This window comes from Actinokineospora globicatena, assembly GCF_024171945.1.
Lineage (GTDB): Bacteria > Actinomycetota > Actinomycetes > Mycobacteriales > Pseudonocardiaceae > Actinokineospora > Actinokineospora globicatena.
The window spans coordinates 967,427-990,453 of record NZ_JAMTCR010000002.1; the positions used below are offsets into that span (position 1 = coordinate 967,427).

Genomic DNA, 23,027 nt, shown 5'->3' on the forward strand with positions numbered 1-23,027 from the left:
CTGCGACCGGCGGCGCCAGACGGTCGGTAACCGGTCGACGACCGACATCCCGACTTCACCCCCACTATGCGGCCGTCCGGGTGACCCCCACCAACCCCCCACCCCACCCCCACTACCCACAGTCCCCCAACGCCCACCCACAATCACAACTCCCCCAAGATCACCCCATCCCCAATGCCCCCCGCAAACCCCACCCCCACCCCGTCACCAATTCCCCACAATTGATCAACTCCCCACCCGATCAAGAAACCACCCCCACCAACCAAGAGGGGAGACCAAGAGACAGGAGAGACAGCAGAGGGGAAGACAGGGAGGGAGGGAGGGAGGGAGGGAGGGACACCCACCTCACCCACCTCAACCACCGCACCGTGGGGGTCTGGGGGGTCGCCCCCCAGATACAATGACGACCGACCCGGTTCACGCTCTCCGTGAACACAGATCGGCCGTCGGTCGTGGGCGAGGAGGGAGTTGAACCCTCACGTCCTTTCGGACACACGGACCTGAACCGTGCGCGTCTGCCATTCCGCCACTCGCCCGAGTGGTGGTGTCCCTCTCGGAACGTGGAGAACACTAGCACGCCCGAAAACCTGGTTCGCACATACCCGTGTCCTGCATGGCGCGCCCGGATACGATCGGTCCAGGAGCACGGGCGGGAAGGAGGACCCATGGGCATCGGCCAGCGGTTGAACCGCAAGCTGGAGGACGTCGTGGGCAGCACTTTCGCGCGCGTGTTCGGTGGCAACGTGGTGCCGCAGGAGGTCGCGCAGGCGCTGCAGCGCGAGAGCGAGGACAACATCCGCGAGTTGGCGGGTGGTCGGTTGTTGGCTCCCAACCACTACGTGGTGCAGTTGGGTCCTGCCGACCACCAGAACTTCGCTGGTGACGAGGACCGCATGAGGGCGCTGTTGGCGGACTGCGTGGCCGAGCATCTCACCGAGCACGGATGGGATACCTACGGAGACGTCGTAGTCTCCTTGGAGCGCTCCGACGCGCTGCACACCGGACAGTTCCGAACCCGCTCGACCGTCGACCCCGACGTGAAGGCCAGTCCTTCCGGCGGCGGTGCAGGCCACCAGGCAGGCAGACGGCCGGCACAACCCCGCAACGCAGGAGACCGATCCATGAGCCAGCCCCCCGGCTACGGCCAGGCGCCTGACGGCGACCCGTACGGACAGCAGCAATACGGGTACGGCCAGGGCCAGTACGGCAACGATCCCAACTACGGTCACGGCTACGGCCAGCAGCAGCCCCAGCAAGGCGGCGGCTACGACCAGGGCTATGGCCAGCAGCAGCAGGGCGGCTACGACCAGGGTTACGGTCAGCAGCAGCCAGGCTACGGCCAGCAGCAAGGTGGGTACGACCAGGGTTACGCCCAGCAGCAGGGTGGCTACGGCCAGCAGCAGGCGGGGTACGACCAGGGTTACGGCCAGCAGGGTGGGTACGACCAGGGTTACGGCCAGCAGCAGGCCGGTTACGGCCAGCAGGGCGGCTACGACCAGGGTTACGGTCAGCAGCAGGGTGGTTACGGCCAGGACCCGTACGGCCAGCAGCAGCAGGGCGGGTACGCGCCGCCCGCGGTGCAGACCGGTCCGCGGCAGCTCTCGGCGAGCCTGCAGCTCGACGACGGCTCGAACCGCAACTACTCGCTCAAGCAGGGCGGGAACGTGGTGGGTCGCGGCCAGGACGCCGACTTCCGGCTGCCCGACACCGGGGTCTCGCGCAGGCACCTGGAGATCACCTGGGACGGGCAGAGCGCGACCCTGGCCGATCTCGGGTCGACCAACGGGACCACGGTCAACGGCACACCGGTGCAGACCTGGCAGCTCGCCGACGGCGACGTGGTGCGGATCGGCCACTCGTCGCTGGTGTTCCGCACCCAGGGCTGACGCAGCGGGCTCGCCAGGCGCTCGTCCCGTGGTCGGGCGCCCTCGGGTCGGGGAAGCTCGAGTCGCGCGAGGCAACGAACGAGGTCGGCCAGACGTCTCAACGAGGGCTGTCCGGGGGTCACCCTGGGCAGTCCTCACGTCGAGTTGGACACTGTGCGCTGTGGTCGTCACCCGATGACCACGGCTCGACGGTGGACACCCTAGAAGCGGAGCGGTCGCGACAAGTGCCTGAGTTGGTGATGCAGCTGACCAGAGCGGGGTTCCTCGCCCTGCTGTGGCTGTTCGTGCTCGCCGCGTTGCGGGTGGTCCGCTCGGACCTCTACGCCGCGTCGGGGTTGCGGGTCGCGGTGCCCGGCTTCCGCAAGTCGACCGCGGCGAAGATGCGCGGCAAGGCGCCGAGGCAGCTGGTGGTGACGCACGGCGCGCTGGCGGGGACCAGGATCACCCTCGACGGCAGACCGATCATGATGGGGCGGGCCGACGACTCGACGTTGGTGCTCGACGACGACTACGCCTCCACCAGGCACGCGAGGTTGTCGCTGCGCGGGACGGACTGGTACGTGGAAGACCTGGGCTCGACGAACGGGACCTACCTTGACCGGGCTAAGGTCACCCAACCCCTCCGGGTGCCACTTGGTGTCCCGATCCGTATCGGCAAGACGGTGATCGAGCTGCGCTCATGACCCTTGTTCTTCGTTACGCGGCCCGCAGCGACCGGGGCCTGGTGCGTTCCAACAACCAGGACTCCGTGTACGCGGGTCCCCGCCTGCTCTCACTCGCCGACGGGATGGGCGGGCACGTCGCCGGTGAGGTCGCCAGCAAGGTGGTGATCGCCGCGCTCGCGCCGCTCGACGACGACGAGCCCAGTGAGGACCTGCTCGGCCAGTTGCGCGAGGCGACGCTCGCGGGCAACGGCGCGATCGCCGAGCTGGTGGCCAGCGACCCGGACCTCGACGGGATGGGCACGACGCTGTCGGCGATCCTGTTCGCCGGTAACCGGATCGGGCTGGTGCACGTCGGCGACTCGCGGGTGTACCTGCGGCGCAACGGCCAGTTCAGCCAGATCACCCACGACGACACCTTCGTCCAGTCGCTGATCGACGAGGGTCGGATCACCGAGGACGAGGCCGCGACGCACCCGCAGCGGTCGCTGCTGCTCAAGGCGCTGACCGGGCACGAGGTCGAGCCGAGCCTGACGGTGCGCGAGGCGCGCCCCGGCGACCGGTACCTGCTGTGCTCCGACGGGCTGTCCGGGCCGGTGAGCCACGAGACGCTGTCCGAGGCGATCCAGATCCCGGACCCGCAGGAGTGCGCGGACCGGATGATCGAGCTGGCGCTGCGCGGCGGTGGTCCGGACAACGTGACCGTGATCATCGCCGATGTGGTCGACGTCGACTACGGGGACAACCACCCGATCGTCGGCGGCGCCGCGGGCAACGGCTCGGACGAGACCCCGCCGCCGGACTCGGCCGCCTCCAGGGCGAGCGCGATGACCACCCCCCGGCCGGAGCCGAGGAAGGTCGAGCAGCCCCCGCCGCCGGACCCGAAGGTCAAGCGGCGCAAGCGCGTGCGGCTGGTGGTCGGGCTGCTGTTGCTGCTCGTGCTGCTCGGCGCGGGCGCGGTGGCGGCCAGGATCTGGGTGAACAACCAGTACTTCGTCGGTGAGGGCGACGGCGGGGAGATCGCGATCTTCCAGGGAGTGCGCGGCAGCGTGCTCGGCCTCTCGCTCAACAGCCAGCTGCAGGGCTCCTGCGACCCGAACGCGGCGGCCTGCGGCAAGTTCTACGTCGACGACCTCGAGCAGTTCGGCAAGGAAGAGGTCCGCAACGGCAACAACACGTTCGGCAACATCGTCGAGGCGCGGGAGTTCGTCCGCGGTCTGCGCACCAAGTTCGGGCTGCCCGACTGCGACACCCTGGTGACCTCGACGACGCCGCCGACGACAACGACGGACCCGGGTACCCCGCCGGGGCAGCCGACCGACACGACCACGACGACGCCGGTGGTCCCGACCACCGACCAGGCCACCACCACGACGCTGCCCACCCTGCCGGGGACCAGCACCGCGCAGACCTCCGAGCAGGTCCAGCCGGAGCCGGGCGTCAACTGCCGCAACCCGCGGGACGAGGACAAGGGCGGCGGCTGATGGGATCTCCGGTCCAGCAGGGCGCGGGTCCGGCGGCCGGGCAGAGCAGCGCGAGCAACGACCCCGCGGCGCCGACCAGGCGCGGCACCGAGCTGCTGCTGCTCGGGTTCGCCGCCTTCGTGGTCTCCGCCGCGCTGATGCTCGTGGAGGCCAACCAGGAGCAGCAGCTGACGCTGCGCATCTTCTGGTACGGGTTGGCCTTCCTCGGGCTCTTCGCCGTCGCGCACGTCGCGGTGCGCAAGTTCGCGCCCTACGCGGACCCGCTGATCCTGCCGTGCGTCGCACTGCTCAACGGCCTCGGCCTGGTCATGATCTACCGGATCGACCTGGCGATGACCGAGAAGGCGCTGCGCGCGGGCCGGGAGATCAACAACGACGTGCCCAAGCAGATCCTGTGGACCACGGTCGCGCTGGCGCTGTTCCTGGCCGTGCTGATCGTGGTCAAGGACCACCGCACGCTCACCAAGTACAGCTACACCTTCGGCCTGGTCGGGCTGGTCCTGCTGGCGCTGCCCGCGTTCCTGCCCAGCGTCATCGCGCCGACCATCAACGGCGCCAAGATCTGGCTCAAGGCCGGGCCGTTCTCGCTGCAGCCGGGTGAGTTCGCCAAGATCCTGCTGCTGGTGTTCTTCGCCGCGTTCCTGGTGTCCAAACGGGACCTGTTCATGGCGGCCGGTCGCCGGGTGCTCGGCGTCGACCTGCCGCGCGCCAGGGACCTCGGGCCGGTCGTGTTCGCGTGGGCGGTCTCGCTTGGCGTCCTGGTGTTCCAGAAGGACCTCGGCACCTCGCTGCTGTTCTTCGGCACCATCCTGGTGATGCTCTACGTCGCCACCGAGCGCGCGGTCTGGGTGGTGCTCGGGCTGACGCTGTTCGTCGGCGGCGCGGTCGTGGCCTACAACCTGTTCACCCACGTGCAGCAGCGCGTGGCGAACTGGTTCGACCCGCTGGCCACCTACGCCGACGCGGGCGGCGGCTACCAGATCGCCCAGGCGCTGTTCGGGCTCGGCACCGGCGGGGTCGGCGGCACCGGCCTCGGCGCGGGCCGCCCGGAACTGGTGCCGCTGGCCAACACCGACTTCATCGCGGCCGCGATCGGCGAGGAGCTCGGCTTCATCGGCCTCGCCGCGCTGCTGCTGGTCTACACCGTGCTGGCGCTGCGCGGCATGCGCAGCGCGCTCGCCGTGCGCGACACCTTCGGCAAGCTGCTCGGCGGTGGCCTGTCCTTCCTGCTGATCATGCAGGTCTTCGTGGTCGTCGGCGGCGTCACCAAGCTCATCCCGATGACCGGCATCACCGCGCCGTTCCTGTCCTACGGGGGTTCCTCGCTGCTGGCCAACTACGTGCTGATCGCCCTGCTGCTGCGGATCTCCGACGCCGCGCGCAGGCCGCAGACCGGCGCACGGCCCCGGCCGGTGCCCCAGGCCCCGATCGCGGAGGCGCACACGGTGATGGTGGAGCGGCCGACATGAACACCCCGCTGCGCCGGGTCGGCCTCGCCATGCTCGGCATGATCATCCTGCTGCTGGCCAACGCCACCTACATCCAGATCATCAAGGCCGACGACTACCGCGAGGACCCGCGCAACCAGCGCGTCCTGCTGGAGGAGTACTCCCGCGAGCGCGGCAAGATCCTCGCCAGGGGCGCCAACAACCAGGCGCAGATGCTGGCGACGGTGCTGCCGACCAACGACCGGTTGCGCTACCTGCGCCAGTACACCGCTGGCCCTACCTTCGCCCCCGTCACCGGCTTCTACTCGGTGCGCTACGGCGCGGGCGGGTTGGAGCGCGCCGAGGACGAGATCCTCAACGGCTCCGACGACCGGCTGTTCGTGCGCCGCCTGTCCGACCTGATCACCGGTCGCGACCCGCGCGGCGGCAACATCGAGCTGACCATCAACCCGGCGGCGCAGACCGCCGCGTACGACGCGATGGCCAAGGCCGGGTTCGCTGGCTCGGTCGTGGCGCTGAACCCGAAGACCGGCGAGATCCTGGCCATGGTCAGCACCCCGTCCTACGACCCGAACACGCTCTCCGCGCACGACGGTGCCGCGCAGGAGAAGGCGTGGAAGGACTACAACGCCGACAAGCGCAAGCCCATGCTCAACCGGGCCGTCTCCGAGACCTACGCGCCCGGCTCGACGTTCAAGCTGGTCATCGCCGCCGCCGCGCTCGAGGACGGCAAGTCCAAGGACGACCAGGTGACCTCCACCGACCGCTTGCAGGTCGGCGGCTCGGAGCTGCGCAACTACAACCGCGGCTTCTGCAACGGCACGCCCAACGGGGTGTCGATGGAGGTCGCGCTGTCGCTGTCGTGCAACACCGCGTTCGCGCAGCTGGCAGGCGACCTCGGGCCGGAGAAGGTCGGCAAGCAGGCGGCCGAGTTCGGCATCGGCGAGTCCGACCTGACGGTGCCGATGCGCGTCGAGCAGTCCTGCATCGGCCCGGCCACCGCCTGCATGAGCGTCGGCGACAAGGCCGCGCTGATGCAGACCGGCATCGGCCAGCGCGACGTGCGGCTCACCCCGCTGCAGAACGCGCAGATCGTGGCCACCATCGCCAACGGCGGCGAGCGGATGCGCCCGCAGCTGGTCAAGTCGGTGCTGGCGCCGGACCTCTCGGAGATCTCCCGGCTCGACACCGACAGCCTCGGCCGGGTCATGTCCCGCGACGCCGCCGGGCAGCTGCGCGACATGATGGTCGCCTCCGAGGGCAAGACCGGTGGCGACGGCAAGCGCGACGGGCTGACCATCGCGTCCAAGACCGGCACCGCCGAGACCGGCAACGACCCGAAGAACACCCCGCCGTTCGCCTGGTACGTGGCGTTCGCACCGGCAGACGACCCGAAGATCGCGGTCGCCGTCGTGGTGGAGAGCCAGGACGTCGCCGCGACCGGCGGCAAGCTGTCCGCCGCGATCGGCCGGGCGACCATCGCCGCCGCGCTTGGCGGTGGCTGAGCCGTGTTCACCTCGGGCCAACTGCTCGCCGACCGCTACCGGCTCGTCCGCCGGATCGCGGTCGGCGGCATGGGCGAGGTGTGGGAGGCCGCCGACACCCGGCTCGACCGCCAGGTCGCGGTCAAGGTGCTCAAGCCGGAGCTGTGCGGGGACGCCGAGTTCCTGCACCGGTTCCGCACCGAGGCGCGCACGACCGCGTCGATCAACCACCCGGGCATCGCCTCGGTGCACGACTACGGCGAGACCGCGTCCATCGTCGACGGGCCGCAGGACACCGCGTACCTGGTGATGGAACTGGTGGAGGGCGACCCGCTCGCCGCGATCCTGGCCAAGGAGGGCCGGATCGGCGCCGAGCGCACGCTCGACATCCTCGAGCAGGCCGGGCACGCGCTGCAGGCCGCGCACGAACGCGGGTACGTGCACCGCGACGTGAAGCCGGGCAACATCCTGATCACCCCGACCGGGGTGGTGAAGCTGACCGACTTCGGCATCGCGAAGGCGGCCGACGCGGCACCGGTCACCCGGTCCGGCATGGTCATGGGCACCGCGCACTACATCGCCCCCGAGCAGGCCCTCGGGCACGAGGCCGAACCGGCGAGCGACGTGTACTCCCTCGCCGTGGTCGGCTACGAGTGCCTGACCGGGCGCAGGCCGTTCCTGTCGGAGAACGCGGTGACGGTCGCGATGATGCACATCCGCGACATCCCGCCGCCGCTGCCACCGGACATCCCGCCGGGCGCGCGCGCGGTGATCGAGGCGACCCTGGTCAAGGACCCGAGGCAGCGCTACGGCAGCGGTGGCGAGTTCGCCGCCGCGGTCGCCGCGATCCGCGCGGGCAGGCCACTGCCCGCGCCGTCGGGGTACGCCCTCGCCGCGGCCCAGCGGCACGGCGTGCGCACCCCGCCGACCGGCACCCACCCGGGCCTCGTCCCGGTCGGGCCGCCACCCGGGCACCCCGGTTCGACCGGTTTCGCGATCCAGCCGCACCCGCAGCGCTCCGGTCGGGGCGGCTTATGGGTGGCCATCGCGGTGCTGGCGATCGCGCTGATCGTCGCCCTCGCGATCGGCCTCCCCGCTATCTTCAGCTCGGACGGATCAGGCGAACTGCCCGGCGAGCCCGCCCCGCGCACCACCACCGAGGTCGCGCCGGGCGACAGCGAGGAACCCGGTGGCCCACCCGCCGGGCAACCCACCACGCGCACCCCACGTCCCACCGAGGGCGAGGACGCCGACACGGTCGCCATCATCCCGACCCGCTACGCCAAGCGGCCCGCGGACGAGGTGGCCGAGGAGCTGACCCGGCTCGGTGTGTCGCCGATGGTGCTCACCGAGGACGGCCTGGTCCCGCAGGACGCGCCGACCTGCGTGGTTGTCGAAGTCTCGCCAGTCGGCCGGGTCCCGCGCGGGGCGCCCGTCACAATCAGGTGCAGGCAGAACGGACCCGCGGGATGAGCGACGACCGGTACGAGCGTGGTCGGACAGCAGGCATGATGGGACAGGACATTGACTAGGAGCGGGGCAACGCACCGATGACCACACCGCGACTGCTCTCGAACCGCTACGAGATCGGTGAGACGATCGGTTACGGCGGTATGTCCGAGGTCCACCGCGGCCGCGACGTCCGGCTCAGCCGCGAGGTCGCGGTGAAGGTGCTCCGCCAGGACCTGGCCCGCGACCCGCAGTTCCAGGAGCGGTTCCGCCGCGAGGCGCAGAACGCCGCCGCGCTCAACCACCCGGCGATCGTGGCCGTCTACGACACCGGCGAGACCCGCATCGAGACCGGGCCGCTGCCCTACATCGTCATGGAGTACGTGGACGGGCGGACGCTGCGCGACATCGTCAAGTCCGAGGGACCGCTGCCCGGCCAGCGCGCCATGGAGATCATGGCCGACGTCTGCGCCGCGCTGGACTTCAGCCACCGGCACGGCATCGTGCACCGCGACGTCAAGCCCGCGAACGTGATGATCACCCGCTCCGGCGCGGTGAAGGTGATGGACTTCGGCATCGCCCGCGCGCTCGCCGACGGCCAGGTCGCGGTCACGCAGACCTCCGCGGTGATCGGCACCGCCCAGTACCTCTCACCGGAGCAGGCCCGCGGCGAGACCGTGGACAACCGCTCCGACGTCTACGCCACCGGCTGCGTGCTCTTCGAGCTGCTCACCGGCGAGCCGCCGTTCACCGGTGACTCCCCGGTCGCCGTGGCCTACCAGCACGTGCGCGAGGACCCGCGGCCGCCGTCGGCGCTGAACCCGAGGGTCAGCCCGCAGCTGGACGCGATCGTGCTCAAGGCGATGTCCAAGGGCGCGGCGAACCGGTACCAGTCGGCGGCGGAGATGCGCACCGACATCGTCCGGGTGCTCTCCGGCCAGCGCCCCGCGGCGCCGATGGTGATGACCGACGAGGACCGCACCGCGGTGCTGGGCCAGAACCGGCAGCCCGAGGTGCGCGGCCGCCACCGGCCCGAGGTGCTCTCGGACGACTACGACGATTACAACGCCTACGACGCCGAGGACGAGCGCAAGCGCAAGCGGCGCAAGACCTGGCTGATCGTGCTGGTCGCGCTGGTCGTCGCCGCCCTGATCGCGCTGCTGTTCCTGCTGCTGGGCGGCAAGGAGAAACCCGCGACGGCGGACGTGTTCCAGCTGCCGGACGTCCGCAAGCAGGTGGAGGCGCAGGCCAACGCCACCCTGGCGAACAAGGGCCTGCAGGTCGTGCGCGAGGCGGTGGCCTGCGAGCAGACCGCCGACGGCCAGCCGGGACCGTGCGCCGCCGACGACATCGGCAAGGTCGTCGACACCACGCCCGCCGCGGGCACCGAGGTCCGCAAGGGCGACCGGATCACCATCAAGGTCGGCACCGCGCCGGGCAAGGTGGCCGTGCCGGACGTCGCGGGCAAGACCCAGGACGAGGCCAAGCAGATCCTGCAGGACGCCAAGCTGGGCGTCGTCGCGACCGTCGACGAGGTCGAGGTGGACGACGACAAGCAGGTCGGCAAGGTCGTCGAGACCAACCCGCCGGTCGGCCAGCAGGTCAACCCGGGCACCCAGGTCAAGCTGGTGATCGGCAAGGGCCCGGACACCGTCGAGGTCACCAACCTGGTCGGCCAGGACTACGAGACCGCGTCGAAGAACCTGACCGCAGCCGGGTTCGTCCCGCAGCGCAAGGACGTCTCCTCCGACCGCCCGACCGGTGAGGTCGTCGACCAGGCGCCCAAGAGCGGCAAGGCGCGCAAGGGCACCACGATCACGCTGAGCGTCTCCAAGGGCGACAAGGTCGACATCGAGATGCCCAACCTGGAGGGCAAGTCCCGCGCCGAGGCCGAGAACCTGCTGCGCCAGCGCGGCTGGTCGGGTCAGCTCAACGTGATCGAGGAGCTGACCAACGACCCGGACGAGGTCGGCAAGATCCTCGACCAGCAGCAGCAGCCCGGCGACAAGATCGGCAAGGACGCCACCATCGGCGTGAAGATCGGCAAGGCGCGCAACTCGCCGACGATCCCGACCTTCCCGACGAGGTAGCCGCACACGCGAAGAGGCCCCCATCCCTTGACCGGGTGGGGGCCTCTTGCTTTCCGCTGCTTAGCCGAGCGCCTTGGTCAGCTCGCGCATACCGCGCTCCAACTCGTCCACCCGCGCCGCCGGTACGGGGAACCCGGCGTCGGCGAGGAAGTTCGCGAGCATCCGGTGCCCGCCGTCGGTCAGCACGGACTCGGGGTGGAACTGCACCCCGTGCACCGGCAGCTCGCGGTGCCGCATGGCCATCACGATGCCGCTCCCGGTGCGCCCGGTGACCTCGAAGTCAGCCGGGATCGTGTCCGGCACGATCGAGAGCGAGTGGTACCTGGTCGCGGTGAACGGGTCCGGCAGACCCGCGAGCACTCCCCCGCCGTTGTGGTGCACCTGACTGGTCTTCCCGTGCAACAACTCCGGCGCCTGGGTCACAGTCGCCCCCCAGGCAATCCCGATCGCCTGGTGCCCGAGGCACACCCCCAGGACCGGTACCCGGCTCTCCGCACACCGCTTGACCACGTCAACGCTGTACCCGGCCCGCTCCGGCGTGCTCGGCCCCGGACTCACCAACACCGCGTCGAACCCGTCGAGCACATCGCCCTGAGTCAACTCAGGCGCGTCGTTGCGCCAGACCTCGCACTCGGCCCCCAACTGCGCCAGGTACTGCACGAGGTTGTAGACGAAGCTGTCGTAGTTGTCGACCACGAGAACGCGCATGGCGGCCAACCTACCCGCCGCGCGACCCCGTCCGCCCCCGACTTCCCCGCGGGCTCCGCCAGCAGCGGCGCGATCAGCCGCGGTGGATCACTGGGTGGTGACCTGGTTGAACGGCAGCTTGGGCTCGACCCAGGGGAACACGACCAGCATCAGCAGGGCGACCACCCCGGCGACCAGGACCAGGGCGGTGAGCACCCGCACGGCGGTCGGGCCGGGGAGGTGGCGCCAGATCCACCCGTACATCAGCTGGTCTCCTTCAACTCGGGCGGCGTCTCGCCCGGTTTGGTCGGGTCCTTCGCCCACTGCTTGACCAGGACGGCGTGCACGATGAGCCGCTGCCGGTCGGAGAAGCGGGGGTGGCAGGTGGTCAGGGTCATCAGCGTCGCGCGCTCGCCGACGCTGGGGGCATCGCCCGCCTGGCCGGGGATGGGGGCGATGACGGTGCCCTGGCTCGGGTTGACGATCTGCTGGCCGACCAGGCCGGTGTACGGGCCGCCGAGCGGGGCGACGCCCTGGCAGCGCGGGTCGGTGCCCTTGCCGTCCGCCCAGCCGCCGACCTCGTCCTTCTTGGGCAGCATCCGGTAGACGAACCAGTTGAACCTGGTCTCCACCACGATCGCGTCGCACGAGTTCAGCAGGTCGATGTCGTTGAACGGGGCGCCCTTGCCGACCCGGTGACCGGCGACGGCGAAGTTGCCCGGCTCGCCCGGGTACGCGGTGCCCTTGTAGTGGCCGGGGCCGATCTCCAGGGAGCGCTCGGTGGTGCCCTCGATGATCGTGAACGCGTAGTCGGCGCCGAAGGACGGGATGTGCATCTTGGCGAACCCGGCGCCCTCACCGAGCCCGTCGAAGCGCTCGACCCGCTGCTGCTCGGGTGCGGCCGGAGCCTCGTCGTTCCACTCGGTGTCCAGCTGCGAGGTCGCCTCACGCTGCTTACCTGCGGAAACGATGTCGGTCACGTAGACCTCGTAGACCACGAACAGCAGCACGACCAGGCCGGCGGTGATCAGCAACTCGCCGATGCCGCGCACCACGGTCCGCACCCGGTCCGGCCGCGCGGGCGGTTCCTCGGGGCCGACCAGGTCGCCAGCGGGCGGGCCACCGGTGTCGAGCGTTGTCACGCGAGGCTCCTTCCGGCCTGCGGATCCGAACATCGTTGGCGACTGGTGATTCGCCGACCTGCTCAGCTACGTTAACGTGTTGCACCGGCGGGAGTCGTCCCAACACGAGCACGCCCGCACCCGACCGCACCACGTCAGGCGAGGACAGCATGCCGAAGTCCAAGGTCCGCAAGAAGGCCGCGTACACCCCACCGGCCGACCGTCGCACGCCTGTGAAGGTGAAGCAGGCTGGGCCGTCACACCCGATCTACATCACCGTGATGCTCGGCGTCATGGTGCTGGGCCTTGCCTGGCTGGTCGTGAACTACATCGCAGGCGAGAAGATCCCATTCATGGCCGACCTCGGCAACTGGAACTTCGCCATCGGGTTCGCCCTGATGATCTCCGGGTTGCTGATGACCATGCGGTGGCGCTGACCAGCCAACACCGTGGTCACGGGTCCCCCCATCCGGTCTATCACCACGGCCGGTGACGGGGACTGCTCCATTCAGCGGACAGTCACTGAACCACACGGATGTAAGTAGTCCCCAATGTGGATAACTACTGTGGATGAATGCCCGTGACACCCGAGGACAGGTCTGCGCAGTGGGCTCCCGAGCCCAGGGTGGTGGCCGTCGGCTGGTTGCTGGCGGCCACATCCGCGCTGGTCGCGGCCTTGATCGACGACCCGAGGGGCATGCTGCTGCTGATCGCGGCCGCAGGCCTGCTCGGGTTGTTCGCGTTGCTCGGCACGCTGCTGCGACCCCGGCTGAGCGCGGACGCCCGGGGGATCACCCTTCGGGGGGTCCGCGGCGCCAAGCAGTGGGGCTGGGGCGAGGTCAACGTCCGGGTGGTGCGCACCCGCAGGCTCGGCCGCGAGTCCAGCGCGCTGGAGATCGACGCGGACAACGCGGCCGAACCGGACCTGGTCCTGCTCGGCCGCCTCGACCTCGGAGCCGACCCGCAGGACGTGGTCGACCACCTGATCCGGCTGCGCACGTAGCCGCTAGAGCCCGAGCACCTCGGCGATCTGCGCCGTGCGGATCGCGTAGAGCCCAATGAGCGCCGCTGTCACCAGGACAACGGTGCTGACCTGCCACGCCCGGCGCTGCTGCGGGGGCGCGTAGATCATGCCGAAGGTGACCGCCGCGCCGACGGCCAAGCCGCCGAGGTGCGCGAGCAGCGACACGCCCGGGACGGTCACGCTGATCGCCAGGTTCACCGCCAGCACGCCGAAGACGTTCATCAACGCGTGCTTGTCCTGCTTGAGCCGCAGAACAGCCACTATCAGCCCGCCGAGCAGGCCGTAAATGGCCCCAGACGCGCCCGCTCCCTCGACCCTTATCTCGCCGAAGACGTAAGGCGCCGCGCTGCCGCCGAGCAGCGACAACAGGTAGACGATGGCGAACCGACCGCGCCCGAGCAGCAGCTCCATGTCCCGCAGGAACCACAGCGCCACCATGTTCACAAGCAGGTGGATGGGGCCGAAGTGCAGGAAGCCGCTGGTCAGCACCCGCCACCACTCGCCGTCGGCGACCAGCGGGGGGTACTCGGACAGCTCGTGGAACAGGGTGGAGCTGTCGTTGTTGATGGGGTCCTGCGCCACCAGCGCGGTGATCGCGAAGACCACCACATTGATCGCGATCAGGGCGGGGACCAGGACCGGCTTGCTCTCCAGCCGGGCACCGGCGACCGTCGTCGGCCGCAACCGGACCTGCCGTCCGGCGTTCACGCAGTCGACGCACTGGAAGCCGACGGAGGCCTCCACGAGGCACTCCGGGCAGGCGGGCCGACCGCAGCGGGTGCAGCTCAACCCGGTGAGCCGGTCGGGGTGGCGGACGCAGGCGGGCTGACCCGCCTGCGCCCCCGGGTCGAACTGGTGTGGTGGGGTCACCTAGCGCTCGATGGTGACCTTGGTGATCACGATGTCGGTGACCGGCTTGTCACCGGGGTTGGTCGCGGTGTTGCCGATCGCGTCCACCACGGTGCGCGACTCCTGGTCGGCCACCTCACCGAAGATCGTGTGCTTGAAGTTGAGCCAGGTGGTCGGGGCCACCGTGATGAAGAACTGAGACCCGTTGGTGTTGGCCCCCGCGTTGGCCATGGCCAGCAGGTACGGCCGGTTGAACTGCAGTTCCGGGTGGAACTCGTCGGCGAACTCGTAGCCGGGGCCACCGCGGCCGGTGCCGGTCGGGTCGCCGCCCTGCAGCATGAAGCCGTCGATGACGCGGTGGAAGATCGAGCCGTCGTAGAACGGACCCGATGTCGCCCCTTGGGCGTTCTGGCTCTTGTACTCCTTGGAGCCCTCGGCGAGCCCGACGAAGTTCGCGACCGTCTTGGGCGCGTGGTCCGGGAACAGGTTGATGCGGATGTCACCCTGCGAGGTGTGCAGGATGGCGGTCACCTTGGTCCCGACGAGGGATGCGTTGCTGTCTGCCACCGCCCCATCGTGCCATCTTCGGCGAGATCCGTCCGGAAGGGGCAGGATTGAGGTGTCAGGTAGGTCCCTGAACACACGATGGACGAGGTGAAGCCATGACCCGGGCCGGAGAGACGGTGGGCAAGGCCGTCGGCACCGGCTGGCGCGCGGTCCGCGAGGGTGCGGTCCGAGCATCAGCAGCCGGGGCGGAGGCGGCGCACGCAGCCGAGCAGAAGCTCGCCGCCAAGGGCGTCGCCCCCCAGCAGGTGGCCGAGGCACTGGCCGAGACGGCGCAGGTGGCCAGGCAAGAGGTCATCCAGACCACCAGGCGCACCCGCAAGCGCCTGGCCAAGACCGCCCAGCAGGCCCGCAAGGACCTCGCGAAGGCGGCGAAGCAGGCCCGCAAGGACGCCGCGAAGCACCCGGCGAGCAAGGCGGCCGGGCCGGTGCGGGCCCAGGTCAAGCAGCTGAAGAAGGACCTCAAGCCCCAGGTGAAGCACTACCGCAAGGAGCTCGAGACCCAACTGCGCGCGGCCAAGGCGGCCGCCAAGGACGCGGCCAAGGACCCGTCGGCCAAGCGCCGCCGGTGGCCGTGGCTGCTGGCGATCCTGGGCATCGGCGCGGGAGCCGCCGTGGTGCTGCGCGGCAAGTCCGCCCAGCAGGCCCCGGCGCAGCAGCCGGAGCGCCCGAAGCCGCCGGTCGCGGAGACGCCGACCGCCGGTGCCGAGCGCAACGGCCAGGCCAAGCCGACCCAGCCGATCAGCTCCGAGAAGTAGATCCGCACGCAACGAAGCGGCCGACCTGTGAGGGGTCGGCCGCTTCTTCGCGTTCTGGGTACTAGAGGCCGAGGCTGGTGATGACTGACTCGGTGATGCGGCGGGCCTTGATGGTCTGCTCCTGGTTAGTGCTGACCACCACAGCTGTGCCTGCCTTGGAGACGGCGTATACAGCGCCCTTGTCGCCGGAGAGAGAGCCGCCGGTCCACCCTGCGGGAGTCGACGCCGGGTTGGACGTGGCGATGGGGGCAGCCTCGTCGACGACCAGCTTCGCGATGGCGGGCTCGCCGCTGTAGACGCGGACGGTGAGCTGGACGCTGCCGTCGGGGCGGTAGAAGAAGCACGCCGGGTGGGGCTTGTCCGCCGACGTCCGCACCTTGGTCACGTGCTGACCGTTCGCGTCGGCCACCACGGAGCTCTCGAGGTACGGGCACGGCCCGTCGGCGACCGGCTCGGGGGCGGCAGGCGCCGCGGTCGCCGACGTGGCGGTGGGCGCCGCCGAACTGGCGCTGGTGGTGGGGGTCGGCCGCGGCTGGTCGGCTGGCGGCTCGGTGCTGGTGCACGCCGCGAGCGCGAGCAGGGGCGCGGCGAGGATCACGGCTCGTCTCATAGCGAGGGCAAGTCAACCAGATGACGCCGAGTGTGGTCCGGGCCACTCATTGAACCGGATCACGGTCAGGGGCATTACAGACAGTGTGGCCTCGGCCACGGATGGATGACCCCCTGTTGTTCCGAAATGAAAGAGAGCCAGGCATGGACCTGTTCGACAGAACACGGGACCACGTACTAGCCCTGTTCCGGATCGTCGTCGGCTTCCTGTTCGCCCTGCACGGCGCGGCAACCCTGTTCAACGTGCTCGGCGGCCCCAACTCGGGCAAGGTGCCCACCTTCGCCCAGTGGCCGAGCTGGTGGGCCGCGGTGATCCAGCTGGTCGGCGGCGGCCTCGTGGTGCTGGGTCTCGGGACCCGGTACGCGGCGCTGATCTGCTCCGGCTCGATGGCCTACGCGTACTTCGTCGTGCACCAGAAGATCGGCCTGTTCCCGATGGAGAACGGCGGCGAGATCGCCGCCCTCTACGCCTGGTCGTTCCTGCTCATCGCGTTCTTCGGCCCCGGCAAGTGGGCCGTGGACCTGGTGCTCGGCCGCTCGCGCCGGGAAGAGCCCGCCGCCGTCGCCGGCTGATGTGACTCGCGCGTCCCCCGGGCCGGACACCGGGGCGGACGTCCGAGAGGGGCGGGGGACCACGTGTCCCCCGCCCTTCGCCGTCCCTACGCCAACGCGGCGTCGAGGGTGATCTCGGTCCCGGTCAGCGCCGCCGACACCGGGCAGATCCGCTTCGCTGTCTCGGCGATCTCCGCGAACTGCTCCGCCGCCAACCCCGGCACACTCGCCCTGGCCCTCAGCACGATCCCCAGGATCGCGAACCCGTCACCCTTCTTCCCGAAGCTGACCACCGCACTGGTCTCGATCCGCTCCAGCGGCGTCCCGTTCGCCCCCAGCAACCCCGAGAGCTGCATCGAGTAGCACGACGAGTGCGCCGCCGCGATCAACTCCTCCGGACTCGTCTGCCCGTTCGCCTCCTGCGCCCGCGACGGGAACGACACGGTGAAACTCGCCGCCTTCGACGTGTCCAGGCTGACCTCCCCAGCCCCCCGCGCCAAATCCCCACTCCACACCGTCGTAGCCCTGCGCTCCGTCATTCCCAACTCCAAATCCGTAGGTCCCCCCATGCTCGTCCCCCACACCCCCACCCGCCACGCAACCCCCACACCCCACCGCACTTACCGCTGCTCTGCGGGCCCCGCTAACCCCCACTAACCCAGCCCTCGCACCGTGGGGGTCTGGGGGGTCGCCCCCCAGATACGACAAAGGGCGACCCGTCTGCGCATTCCGCAGACATGGGTCGCCCGAGCCCGATCGTGGAGACGAGGGGAATCGAACCCCTAACCCCCGCCTTGCAAAGGCGGTGCTCTGCCAATTGAGCTACGTCCCCGGGTGGCACGGCGTGGCTACGCCGTGTCGGGAAGGCTTCAGGCCTTCTTCGCACCGTTGGTGGCGGGAGCGGTGGCCTCACGCCACAGCGCTGCCTCGGCCTTGGCCGAGCTCTTGCGCTTGATGACCAGGAGGACACCACCAGCGACCGCGGCGAGCGCGAGGAGCTTCTTCACGACGTATGCCTCCTTAAGGCACCAGAACCCACGTAGCGCCAGCCCACTCTCCCCAGGACCAGCCCCACCAGTCTGCCACACCCCACCCCCCACCCAACCGCCCCCCGCACTCCCCCCTCCCACCCCCGCGACAATGCGACACCCCCACCCCACCACACATCTCCGCGCCCATCCTTCGCGCTGGAATGCACGGCCGAACGCCCAGTGCCCATGCTCGATGCGACGGCCGAAGGCCCGAGCGAGTCCCCGAGTACGTCTGCCAGGTCCCCACCCCGCTACGTGCTCGTCCCTCGCACTACGCGCCCCCCACCGTGGTTCCGTTGGCCCCACCCGCTACGCAAGCTCCGCGGGCTCCCGCCAACTCCACCACCGCACCGTGGGGGTCTGGGGGGTCGCCCCCCAGATACGACAACGGACGACCCGGTCTGCTCTCTCTGCAGACACAAGTCGCCCGAGTCCGTGGGCCTAGGAGGACTTGAACCTCCGACCTCTTCATTATCAGTGAAGCGCTCTAACCGCCTGAGCTATAGGCCCCTGTGGGAACGCCAGAAGGTTACAGCACGGCCCTTCTGGTCCCCAAATCGGTATCCCCTCACTCACGCTCGGCGAGGGTGACCTCGAGTCCGCCCGCGAGGTCCGCGGACACGTTGTAGACGAATGCGCCGACCGTCGCCAGGGCGCTGAACAGCACGATGTTGATCGCGCCGATGATGGCGGCGATGCCGAAGACGCGTCCGGCGCTGATGAGCGGGCCGGTGTTGCCGCCGCTGCTGTTGAGCAGGTCGTTGGAGATGCCGTTGACCTTGTCCCAGACGCCCATGCCGTCGAGGGCGGCGTAGAGGGCGCCGACGGCGACCAGCCACACGAAGAACAGGGACACGCCGAGCACCAGGGACAGCTTCAGCACCGACCACGGGTCGAAGCGCTTGATCTGCAGGTTGGCGCGGCGGGGGCCGCGGCCGGGGCGGCGCAGGGCGCTCGGCGGTGCGGTCGTGCCCGCGCGGGCCGCGCCGCCTTCCAGGTTGACCGAGGTGCGCGGCGGCGGGTCGCTGAACAGCCGCGGTGCGGCCGCTCCGGTGACCACGGGCCGCTGCACCGAGATCGTCGCCTCGTCGGCGGGCTGGAACGCCGGGGTGTGGCCGTTGCCGGGGTGCGGCAGGGCCTGGGTGACGTCCGGGTCCGGGTCCTGGGTGGGGAAGCCGGGCGCCGGGGACTCCGGCTCGCCCTCTTCCTGGGCGAGCCGGGCCCACGGCGGTGGCGTGGTCTCGTTGTCCTCGACCGCGCCACCGCCGTCGGGGGGCTCCGGCGCCTGGGCGGCGTCCTTGCTCGTCGTGGCGATGACCGAAGTCCGCTCCGGCTCTTCTTGTCCGGCGGTTTCCGGCTTCTCGGGCTGTGTCACGAGCGGCTTCCCCTAGGTCTCGCGCGTTCTGTTCGTCTTTACTCGGTCGGCTCGTCGGTCGACCCCGCGTCGGTCGGCTCTGCCGGAGCAGCACCGTCGGCGTCAACCACGTCGACCGCGTCGACCTCGGTGTCGGCCTCGACGACCTCCCCGTCGACGACGACACCGTCCACCGGCACGTCACCGTCCTCAGCGACCACCTCGGCGCTGCGGGCGATGGCGACCAGCGTGGTCCCCTCACCGAGGTTCATCAAGCGGACGCCCTTGGTCTGGCGGCCCGCCTTGCGCACCTCCTTGGCGGTGGTGCGGATGACCCCGCCGGTGGAGGTGATCGCGTAGAGCTGGTCCTCGAGCTCCACGATGACCGCCCCCACCAGCCTGCCACGCCTGCTGTCGTGCTGGATGGTGAGCACGCCCTTGCCGCCGCGGCCCTGCACCGAGTAGTCCTCGATCGGCGTGCGCTTGGCATACCCGCCGTCGGTCGCGACCAACACGAACGTGCCCTCCTTCACCACCCCGATGGTCAGCAGCTCGTCACCGGCGTTGAAGCGCATGCCCTGCACGCCCGAGGTGGCGCGCCCCATCGGCCGCAGCGCGTCGTCGCTGGCGTGGAAGCGGATGGACTGGCCACCCGCGGACACCAGCAGCAGGTCATCGTCGGCCGAGCACAGCACCGCGCCGACGAGCTCGTCGTCCTCACGCAGGTTGATACCGATGAGACCGCCCGCGCGGTTGCTGTCGAAGTCGACCAGCTTGGACTTCTTCACCAGGCCGTCGCGGGTGGCGAGCACCAGGTACGGGGCCGCGGTGTAGTCCTTGATCTGGATGACCTGCGCGATGGCCTCGTCCGGCTGGAACGCCAGCAGGTTCGCCACGTGCTGGCCCCGCGCGGCGCGGTTGGCCTCCGGCAGCTCGTAGGCCTTGGCCCGGTACACGCGGCCCTTGTTGGTGAAGAACAGGATCCAGTCGTGGGTGGAGCACACGAAGAAGTGCGCCACGATGTCGTCCTGCTTGAGCGTCGCGCCCTGCACGCCCTTACCGCCGCGCTTCTGCGCCCGGTACAGGTCGGTCTTGGTGCGCTTGGCGTAGCCGGTGCGGGTGATGGTGACGACCACGTCCTCGACCGCGATGAGGTCCTCGACCGAGACCTCGCCGTCGAACGGGATGATCCGGGTGCGCCGGTCGTCGCCGTGCTTGTCGACGATCTCCATCAGTTCGTCGCGGATGATCCCGCGCTGCAGCTCCTCGCTGGCGAGGATCTCCTCCAGCTCACCGATGTAGCGCTCGATCTCGCCGAGCTCGTCGAGGATCCGCTGCCGCTCCAACGCCGCTAGGCGGCGCAGCTGCAGCTCCAGGATCGCGGTCGCCTGGATCTCGTCGACGTCGAGCAGCTGGATCAGCCCGGTCTTGGCCTCGTCGGCCGACGGCGAGCGGCGGATCAGCGCGATGACCTCGTCGAGCATGTCCAGGGCCTTGGCGTAGCCGCGCAGGATGTGCGCGCGCTCCTGGGCCTTGCGCAACCGGTAGCGGGTGCGCCGGACGATGACCTCGAGCTGGTGGCGCACGTAGTGCCGGATGATCTGGTCGAGCCGCAGCGTCCTGGGGACCTGGTCGACCAGGGCGAGCATGTTGACGCCGAAGTTGTGCTGCAGCTGGGTGTGCTTGTAGAGGTTGTTCAGCACCACCTTCGCCACCGCGTCGCGCTTGAGCCCGATGACGATCCGCATGCCCGACCGCGAGTTCGACTCGTCGGCGATCTCCGAGATCCCGGTGAGCTTTCCGTCGCGCACCAGCTGCGCCATGTTCTCGATCAGGTTGTCCGGGTTCACCTGGTACGGCAGCTCGGTGACCACGAGGATGGTCCGCCCCTTGGCGTCCTCCTCCACCTCCACCACCGACCGCATCCGCACCGAACCGCGACCCGTGCGGTAGGCGTCCTCGATCCCCTGCGTACCGAGGATCAGCGCCTTGGTCGGGAAGTCCGGCCCCTTGATCCGCAGCAGCAGCGCGGCGAGCAGCTCGTCGTCGTTCGCCTCGGGGTTGTCCAACGCCCACACAACCCCGTCGGCCACCTCCCGCAGGTTGTGCGGCGGGATGTTCGTCGCCATACCAACGGCGATACCGCTACCACCGTTGACGAGCAGGTTCGGGATCCGCGACGGCAGGACCTTCGGCTCTTCGGTCTTCCCGTCGTAGTTCGGCACGAAGTCAACGGTGTCTTCACCGATGTCCCGCAACATCTCCATGGCCAACGGCGTCAACCGCGACTCGGTGTTGTGGCTGACGAACCCGTCGCTGATGAACGCGTGGTCGTCCGTGTCGACCCGGATGCTGTAGACCGGGCGCACACCCGCGTCCACGATCGACTCGACCTGCGCGTAGTAGAACCGGCCGTCCACCAGCGGTTCGACGATGTCGAGCACACCGGGCTCGGTGATCCGCTCGACGATCTCGTCGCGGTTGTGCTCCCACCGCTCGACCCGGTCGACGTTGTGCCTGCGCAGCCAGTCGCGCTCGGTCCACCTGGCGGCACCGTTCGCGCGGATGTACTCGCCCACGAACGGCACGTGGTCGCTCGACATCGCCCGGCTCTCCGTCGGGATGCCGTCCAGGATCGCCACCAGCTTGTCTTGCTTCGCCTGCAGGAAGCCGACGTTGGTGGCGAACAACCGCGCGTCGCGGCGGTTGGTGATGACGACCTTGATCTCGCCGTGCTCGTAGCGGACCAGCTTGCTGACCACGCCGAACTCCAGCAGCAGCTGCTGGACCTCACTGGCGAGCCGCGTGCTGCGGGTGGAGTACGAGATCTGCACGCTGTTGCGGGGAAGCGCCGAGCACGACCCATCGCCGGTGAACAGCGAGCTCAGGAACGCCCGCTTGATCGTCGAACCGCCCTGCCACACGAACTCGGGCACGCGCTTGCCCGCGCTGCGTGCCCCGACCATCTCCGCGAGCGGACCAGCCACGAACGCGGTCATGTCCTGGATGTCGAGTTCGTGCAGGACAGAGCCAGAAGCGATGGTCCGGGAGGACACGTAGCGCCGTCCGCCAACCACCAGGTCGTAGGCGGCAACCGTGTAGTCGAAGTACGCCTTGTCGGTGTTGTTGAACCCGGCCCTGTTGGGCGAGGCAAACCCCTCGCTGACGAAGGCACCGGCCAGAACCGCGGCCGCGTAGTCCTTGACCGCCGGAAGCCCGGCTTCCTCTGCCGGGGTGCGCTGCATGACGACGCGGTCGCCGGGCTGGATCTCCTCCAGCAGCTTCCACAGCAGCGTCGGCACGCCGAGCACCGACACCAGGCAGAGCACCGGGTGGTTGTGCGTGCCGGTCAGCTCGAAGCCCTCGCGGGTGGTCAACCTCAACGTCGGGTGCTCACCGGAGTGGAACAGCCGGTCGGCGCGCACCGGGTTGCCGTTGCGGTCGAGGACCTTGAGGTCGATCACGTTGTCGGAGTTCGGCAGCGCGTCGGGAACGATGTCACCGATCCGCACGCTCGACCCGTCGTGCATCCTCACGCGGGTTTCTGCATCAATACAGTATCTCATCGCGGCAGCCGGATCGTTGCCCGGGGAGCCGAAGTTGCCCTGGCCGTCGACCAGGGGGTAGCGCATGGACCAGGGCTGGGCCAGGCGGACGAGGGTGTCGTAGATGGAGGAGTCGCCGTGGGGGTGGTAGTTGCCCATGACGTCGCCGACGACGCGGGAGCACTTGACGTAACTGCGGTCGGGGCGCAGGCCGGTGTCGAACATCGAGTACAGCACGCGCCGGTGGACCGGCTTGAGGCCGTCGCGCACGTCCGGGAGGGCGCGGCTGACGATCACGCTCATCGCGTAATCGATGTAGGAGCTCTGCATCTCCTGCTGGATGTCGCGCGGCTCGATGCGGTCGCCGGGCGGCGGCAGGGTCTCGGTCACGACCGGACGTTCCTTTCAACGCGGGTGGGTGTGCGGCGCG

Annotated in this window: 21 protein-coding genes and 3 tRNA genes; 11 read left to right on the forward strand and 13 right to left on the reverse strand. The window is 69.7% G+C overall.

The features are described 5' to 3' along the window. Positions 1–453: 453 nt before the first annotated feature. Positions 454–536: transfer RNA gene (locus tag LV79_RS04620), tRNA-Leu, on the reverse strand. Positions 537–665: 129 nt separating this feature from the next. On the opposite strand from LV79_RS04620, the gene LV79_RS04625 reads away from it, so the two are divergent. The 7 genes from LV79_RS04625 to pknB all read left to right on the forward strand — a co-directional run bounded on the left by LV79_RS04625 (position 666) and on the right by pknB (position 10,503). Beyond that, positions 666–1,886, forward strand: coding sequence for an FHA domain-containing protein (locus LV79_RS04625; RefSeq protein ID WP_253832376.1), 1,221 nt, complete (start codon positions 666–668; stop codon positions 1,884–1,886). A 224-nt stretch (positions 1,887–2,110) separates the two neighbouring features. Further along, on the forward strand, positions 2,111–2,569 hold the full coding sequence (locus LV79_RS04630) for an FHA domain-containing protein FhaB/FipA (RefSeq protein ID WP_092787118.1): 459 nt from the start codon (positions 2,111–2,113) through the stop codon (positions 2,567–2,569). After that, positions 2,566–4,032 carry a PP2C family protein-serine/threonine phosphatase gene (locus LV79_RS04635; RefSeq protein ID WP_253832378.1) on the forward strand — a complete coding sequence of 489 codons (1,467 nt, stop codon included), beginning with the start codon at positions 2,566–2,568 and terminating at the stop codon, positions 4,030–4,032. Before LV79_RS04630 ends, LV79_RS04635 begins: the two co-directional genes overlap by 4 nt. Next, positions 4,032–5,501 carry an FtsW/RodA/SpoVE family cell cycle protein gene (locus LV79_RS04640; RefSeq protein ID WP_253832380.1) on the forward strand — a complete coding sequence of 490 codons (1,470 nt, stop codon included), beginning with the start codon at positions 4,032–4,034 and terminating at the stop codon, positions 5,499–5,501. The genes LV79_RS04635 and LV79_RS04640 overlap by 1 nt, the downstream gene beginning before the upstream one ends. Further along, the gene (locus LV79_RS04645) at positions 5,498–6,985 is read left to right on the forward strand and encodes a peptidoglycan D,D-transpeptidase FtsI family protein (RefSeq protein WP_253832382.1); all 1,488 of its coding nucleotides are present in this window, start codon (positions 5,498–5,500) and stop codon (positions 6,983–6,985) included. The genes LV79_RS04640 and LV79_RS04645 overlap by 4 nt, the downstream gene beginning before the upstream one ends. A 3-nt stretch (positions 6,986–6,988) precedes the next feature. Then, complete coding sequence (locus tag LV79_RS04650) at positions 6,989–8,437, forward strand: serine/threonine-protein kinase (protein WP_253832384.1); 1,449 nt, start codon at positions 6,989–6,991, stop codon at positions 8,435–8,437. 77 nt (positions 8,438–8,514) lie between these two features. Then, positions 8,515–10,503 carry a Stk1 family PASTA domain-containing Ser/Thr kinase gene (gene pknB, locus LV79_RS04655; RefSeq protein ID WP_253832386.1) on the forward strand — a complete coding sequence of 663 codons (1,989 nt, stop codon included), beginning with the start codon at positions 8,515–8,517 and terminating at the stop codon, positions 10,501–10,503. A gap of 60 nt (positions 10,504–10,563) precedes the next feature. Here pknB and LV79_RS04660 read toward each other — a convergent pair whose 3' ends face one another. From LV79_RS04660 to LV79_RS04670, 3 genes are all read right to left on the reverse strand, one after another. After that, the gene (locus LV79_RS04660) at positions 10,564–11,211 is read right to left on the reverse strand and encodes an aminodeoxychorismate/anthranilate synthase component II (RefSeq protein ID WP_253832388.1); all 648 of its coding nucleotides are present in this window, start codon (positions 11,209–11,211) and stop codon (positions 10,564–10,566) included. Positions 11,212–11,298: 87 nt separating this feature from the next. Continuing rightward, positions 11,299–11,454, reverse strand: a complete 156-nt coding sequence (locus LV79_RS04665; RefSeq protein WP_253832390.1) for a hypothetical protein — start codon at positions 11,452–11,454, stop codon at positions 11,299–11,301. Continuing rightward, entirely contained in the window at positions 11,454–12,332 is an 879-nt protein-coding gene (locus tag LV79_RS04670) for a class E sortase (protein ID WP_253832392.1), read from the reverse strand. The genes LV79_RS04665 and LV79_RS04670 overlap by 1 nt, the downstream gene beginning before the upstream one ends. A 149-nt stretch (positions 12,333–12,481) precedes the next feature. Here LV79_RS04670 and crgA point away from each other — a divergent pair, with 149 nt between their 5' ends. Further along, positions 12,482–12,748 (forward strand): cell division protein CrgA, encoded by a 267-nt coding sequence (gene crgA, locus LV79_RS04675; RefSeq protein ID WP_253832394.1) that lies wholly within the window; start codon positions 12,482–12,484, stop codon positions 12,746–12,748. 137 nt (positions 12,749–12,885) lie between these two features. Further along, positions 12,886–13,314, forward strand: a complete 429-nt coding sequence (locus tag LV79_RS04680; protein WP_253832396.1) for a PH domain-containing protein — start codon at positions 12,886–12,888, stop codon at positions 13,312–13,314. Positions 13,315–13,317: 3 nt separating this feature from the next. Here the strand turns inward: LV79_RS04680 and LV79_RS04685 are convergent, their stop codons facing one another. Both LV79_RS04685 and LV79_RS04690 read right to left on the reverse strand, forming a co-directional pair. Then, a complete protein-coding gene (locus tag LV79_RS04685) occupies positions 13,318–14,205 on the reverse strand; it encodes a rhomboid family intramembrane serine protease (protein WP_253832398.1) in 888 nt (295 codons plus the stop codon). Then, the gene (locus LV79_RS04690; RefSeq protein WP_253832400.1) at positions 14,206–14,751 is read right to left on the reverse strand and encodes a peptidylprolyl isomerase; all 546 of its coding nucleotides are present in this window, start codon (positions 14,749–14,751) and stop codon (positions 14,206–14,208) included. It abuts the gene before it with no gap. Between the two features lie 95 nt (positions 14,752–14,846). Between LV79_RS04690 and LV79_RS04695 the strand changes: the two genes are divergently transcribed. Beyond that, complete coding sequence (locus LV79_RS04695; protein WP_253832402.1) at positions 14,847–15,506, forward strand: hypothetical protein; 660 nt, start codon at positions 14,847–14,849, stop codon at positions 15,504–15,506. Between the two features lie 61 nt (positions 15,507–15,567). On the opposite strand, the gene LV79_RS04700 is transcribed toward LV79_RS04695, so the two are convergent. Then, complete coding sequence (locus LV79_RS04700; protein ID WP_253832404.1) at positions 15,568–16,116, reverse strand: DUF2020 domain-containing protein; 549 nt, start codon at positions 16,114–16,116, stop codon at positions 15,568–15,570. Positions 16,117–16,259: 143 nt separating this feature from the next. Between LV79_RS04700 and LV79_RS04705 the strand changes: the two genes are divergently transcribed. Continuing rightward, entirely contained in the window at positions 16,260–16,688 is a 429-nt protein-coding gene (locus tag LV79_RS04705) for a DoxX family protein (RefSeq protein ID WP_253832406.1), read from the forward strand. 86 nt (positions 16,689–16,774) lie between these two features. Here LV79_RS04705 and LV79_RS04710 read toward each other — a convergent pair whose 3' ends face one another. The 6 genes from LV79_RS04710 to gyrA all read right to left on the reverse strand — a co-directional run bounded on the left by LV79_RS04710 (position 16,775) and on the right by gyrA (position 22,987). Continuing rightward, positions 16,775–17,206, reverse strand: coding sequence for an OsmC family peroxiredoxin (locus tag LV79_RS04710; RefSeq protein ID WP_253832408.1), 432 nt, complete (start codon positions 17,204–17,206; stop codon positions 16,775–16,777). A 220-nt stretch (positions 17,207–17,426) separates the two neighbouring features. Then, a tRNA-Ala gene (locus LV79_RS04715) sits at positions 17,427–17,499 on the reverse strand. 37 nt (positions 17,500–17,536) lie between these two features. After that, positions 17,537–17,674, reverse strand: coding sequence for a DLW-39 family protein (locus tag LV79_RS04720; RefSeq protein ID WP_253832410.1), 138 nt, complete (start codon positions 17,672–17,674; stop codon positions 17,537–17,539). Positions 17,675–18,134: 460 nt separating this feature from the next. Then, a tRNA-Ile gene (locus tag LV79_RS04725) sits at positions 18,135–18,208 on the reverse strand. A 58-nt stretch (positions 18,209–18,266) separates the two neighbouring features. Next, positions 18,267–19,073: a DUF3566 domain-containing protein gene (locus LV79_RS34335; protein ID WP_253832412.1), complete on the reverse strand. Its 807-nt coding sequence runs from the start codon at positions 19,071–19,073 to the stop codon at positions 18,267–18,269. A gap of 38 nt (positions 19,074–19,111) precedes the next feature. After that, positions 19,112–22,987, reverse strand: a complete 3,876-nt coding sequence (gyrA, locus tag LV79_RS04735) for an intein-containing DNA gyrase subunit A (protein WP_285469713.1) — start codon at positions 22,985–22,987, stop codon at positions 19,112–19,114. Positions 22,988–23,027: the final 40 nt, after the last annotated feature.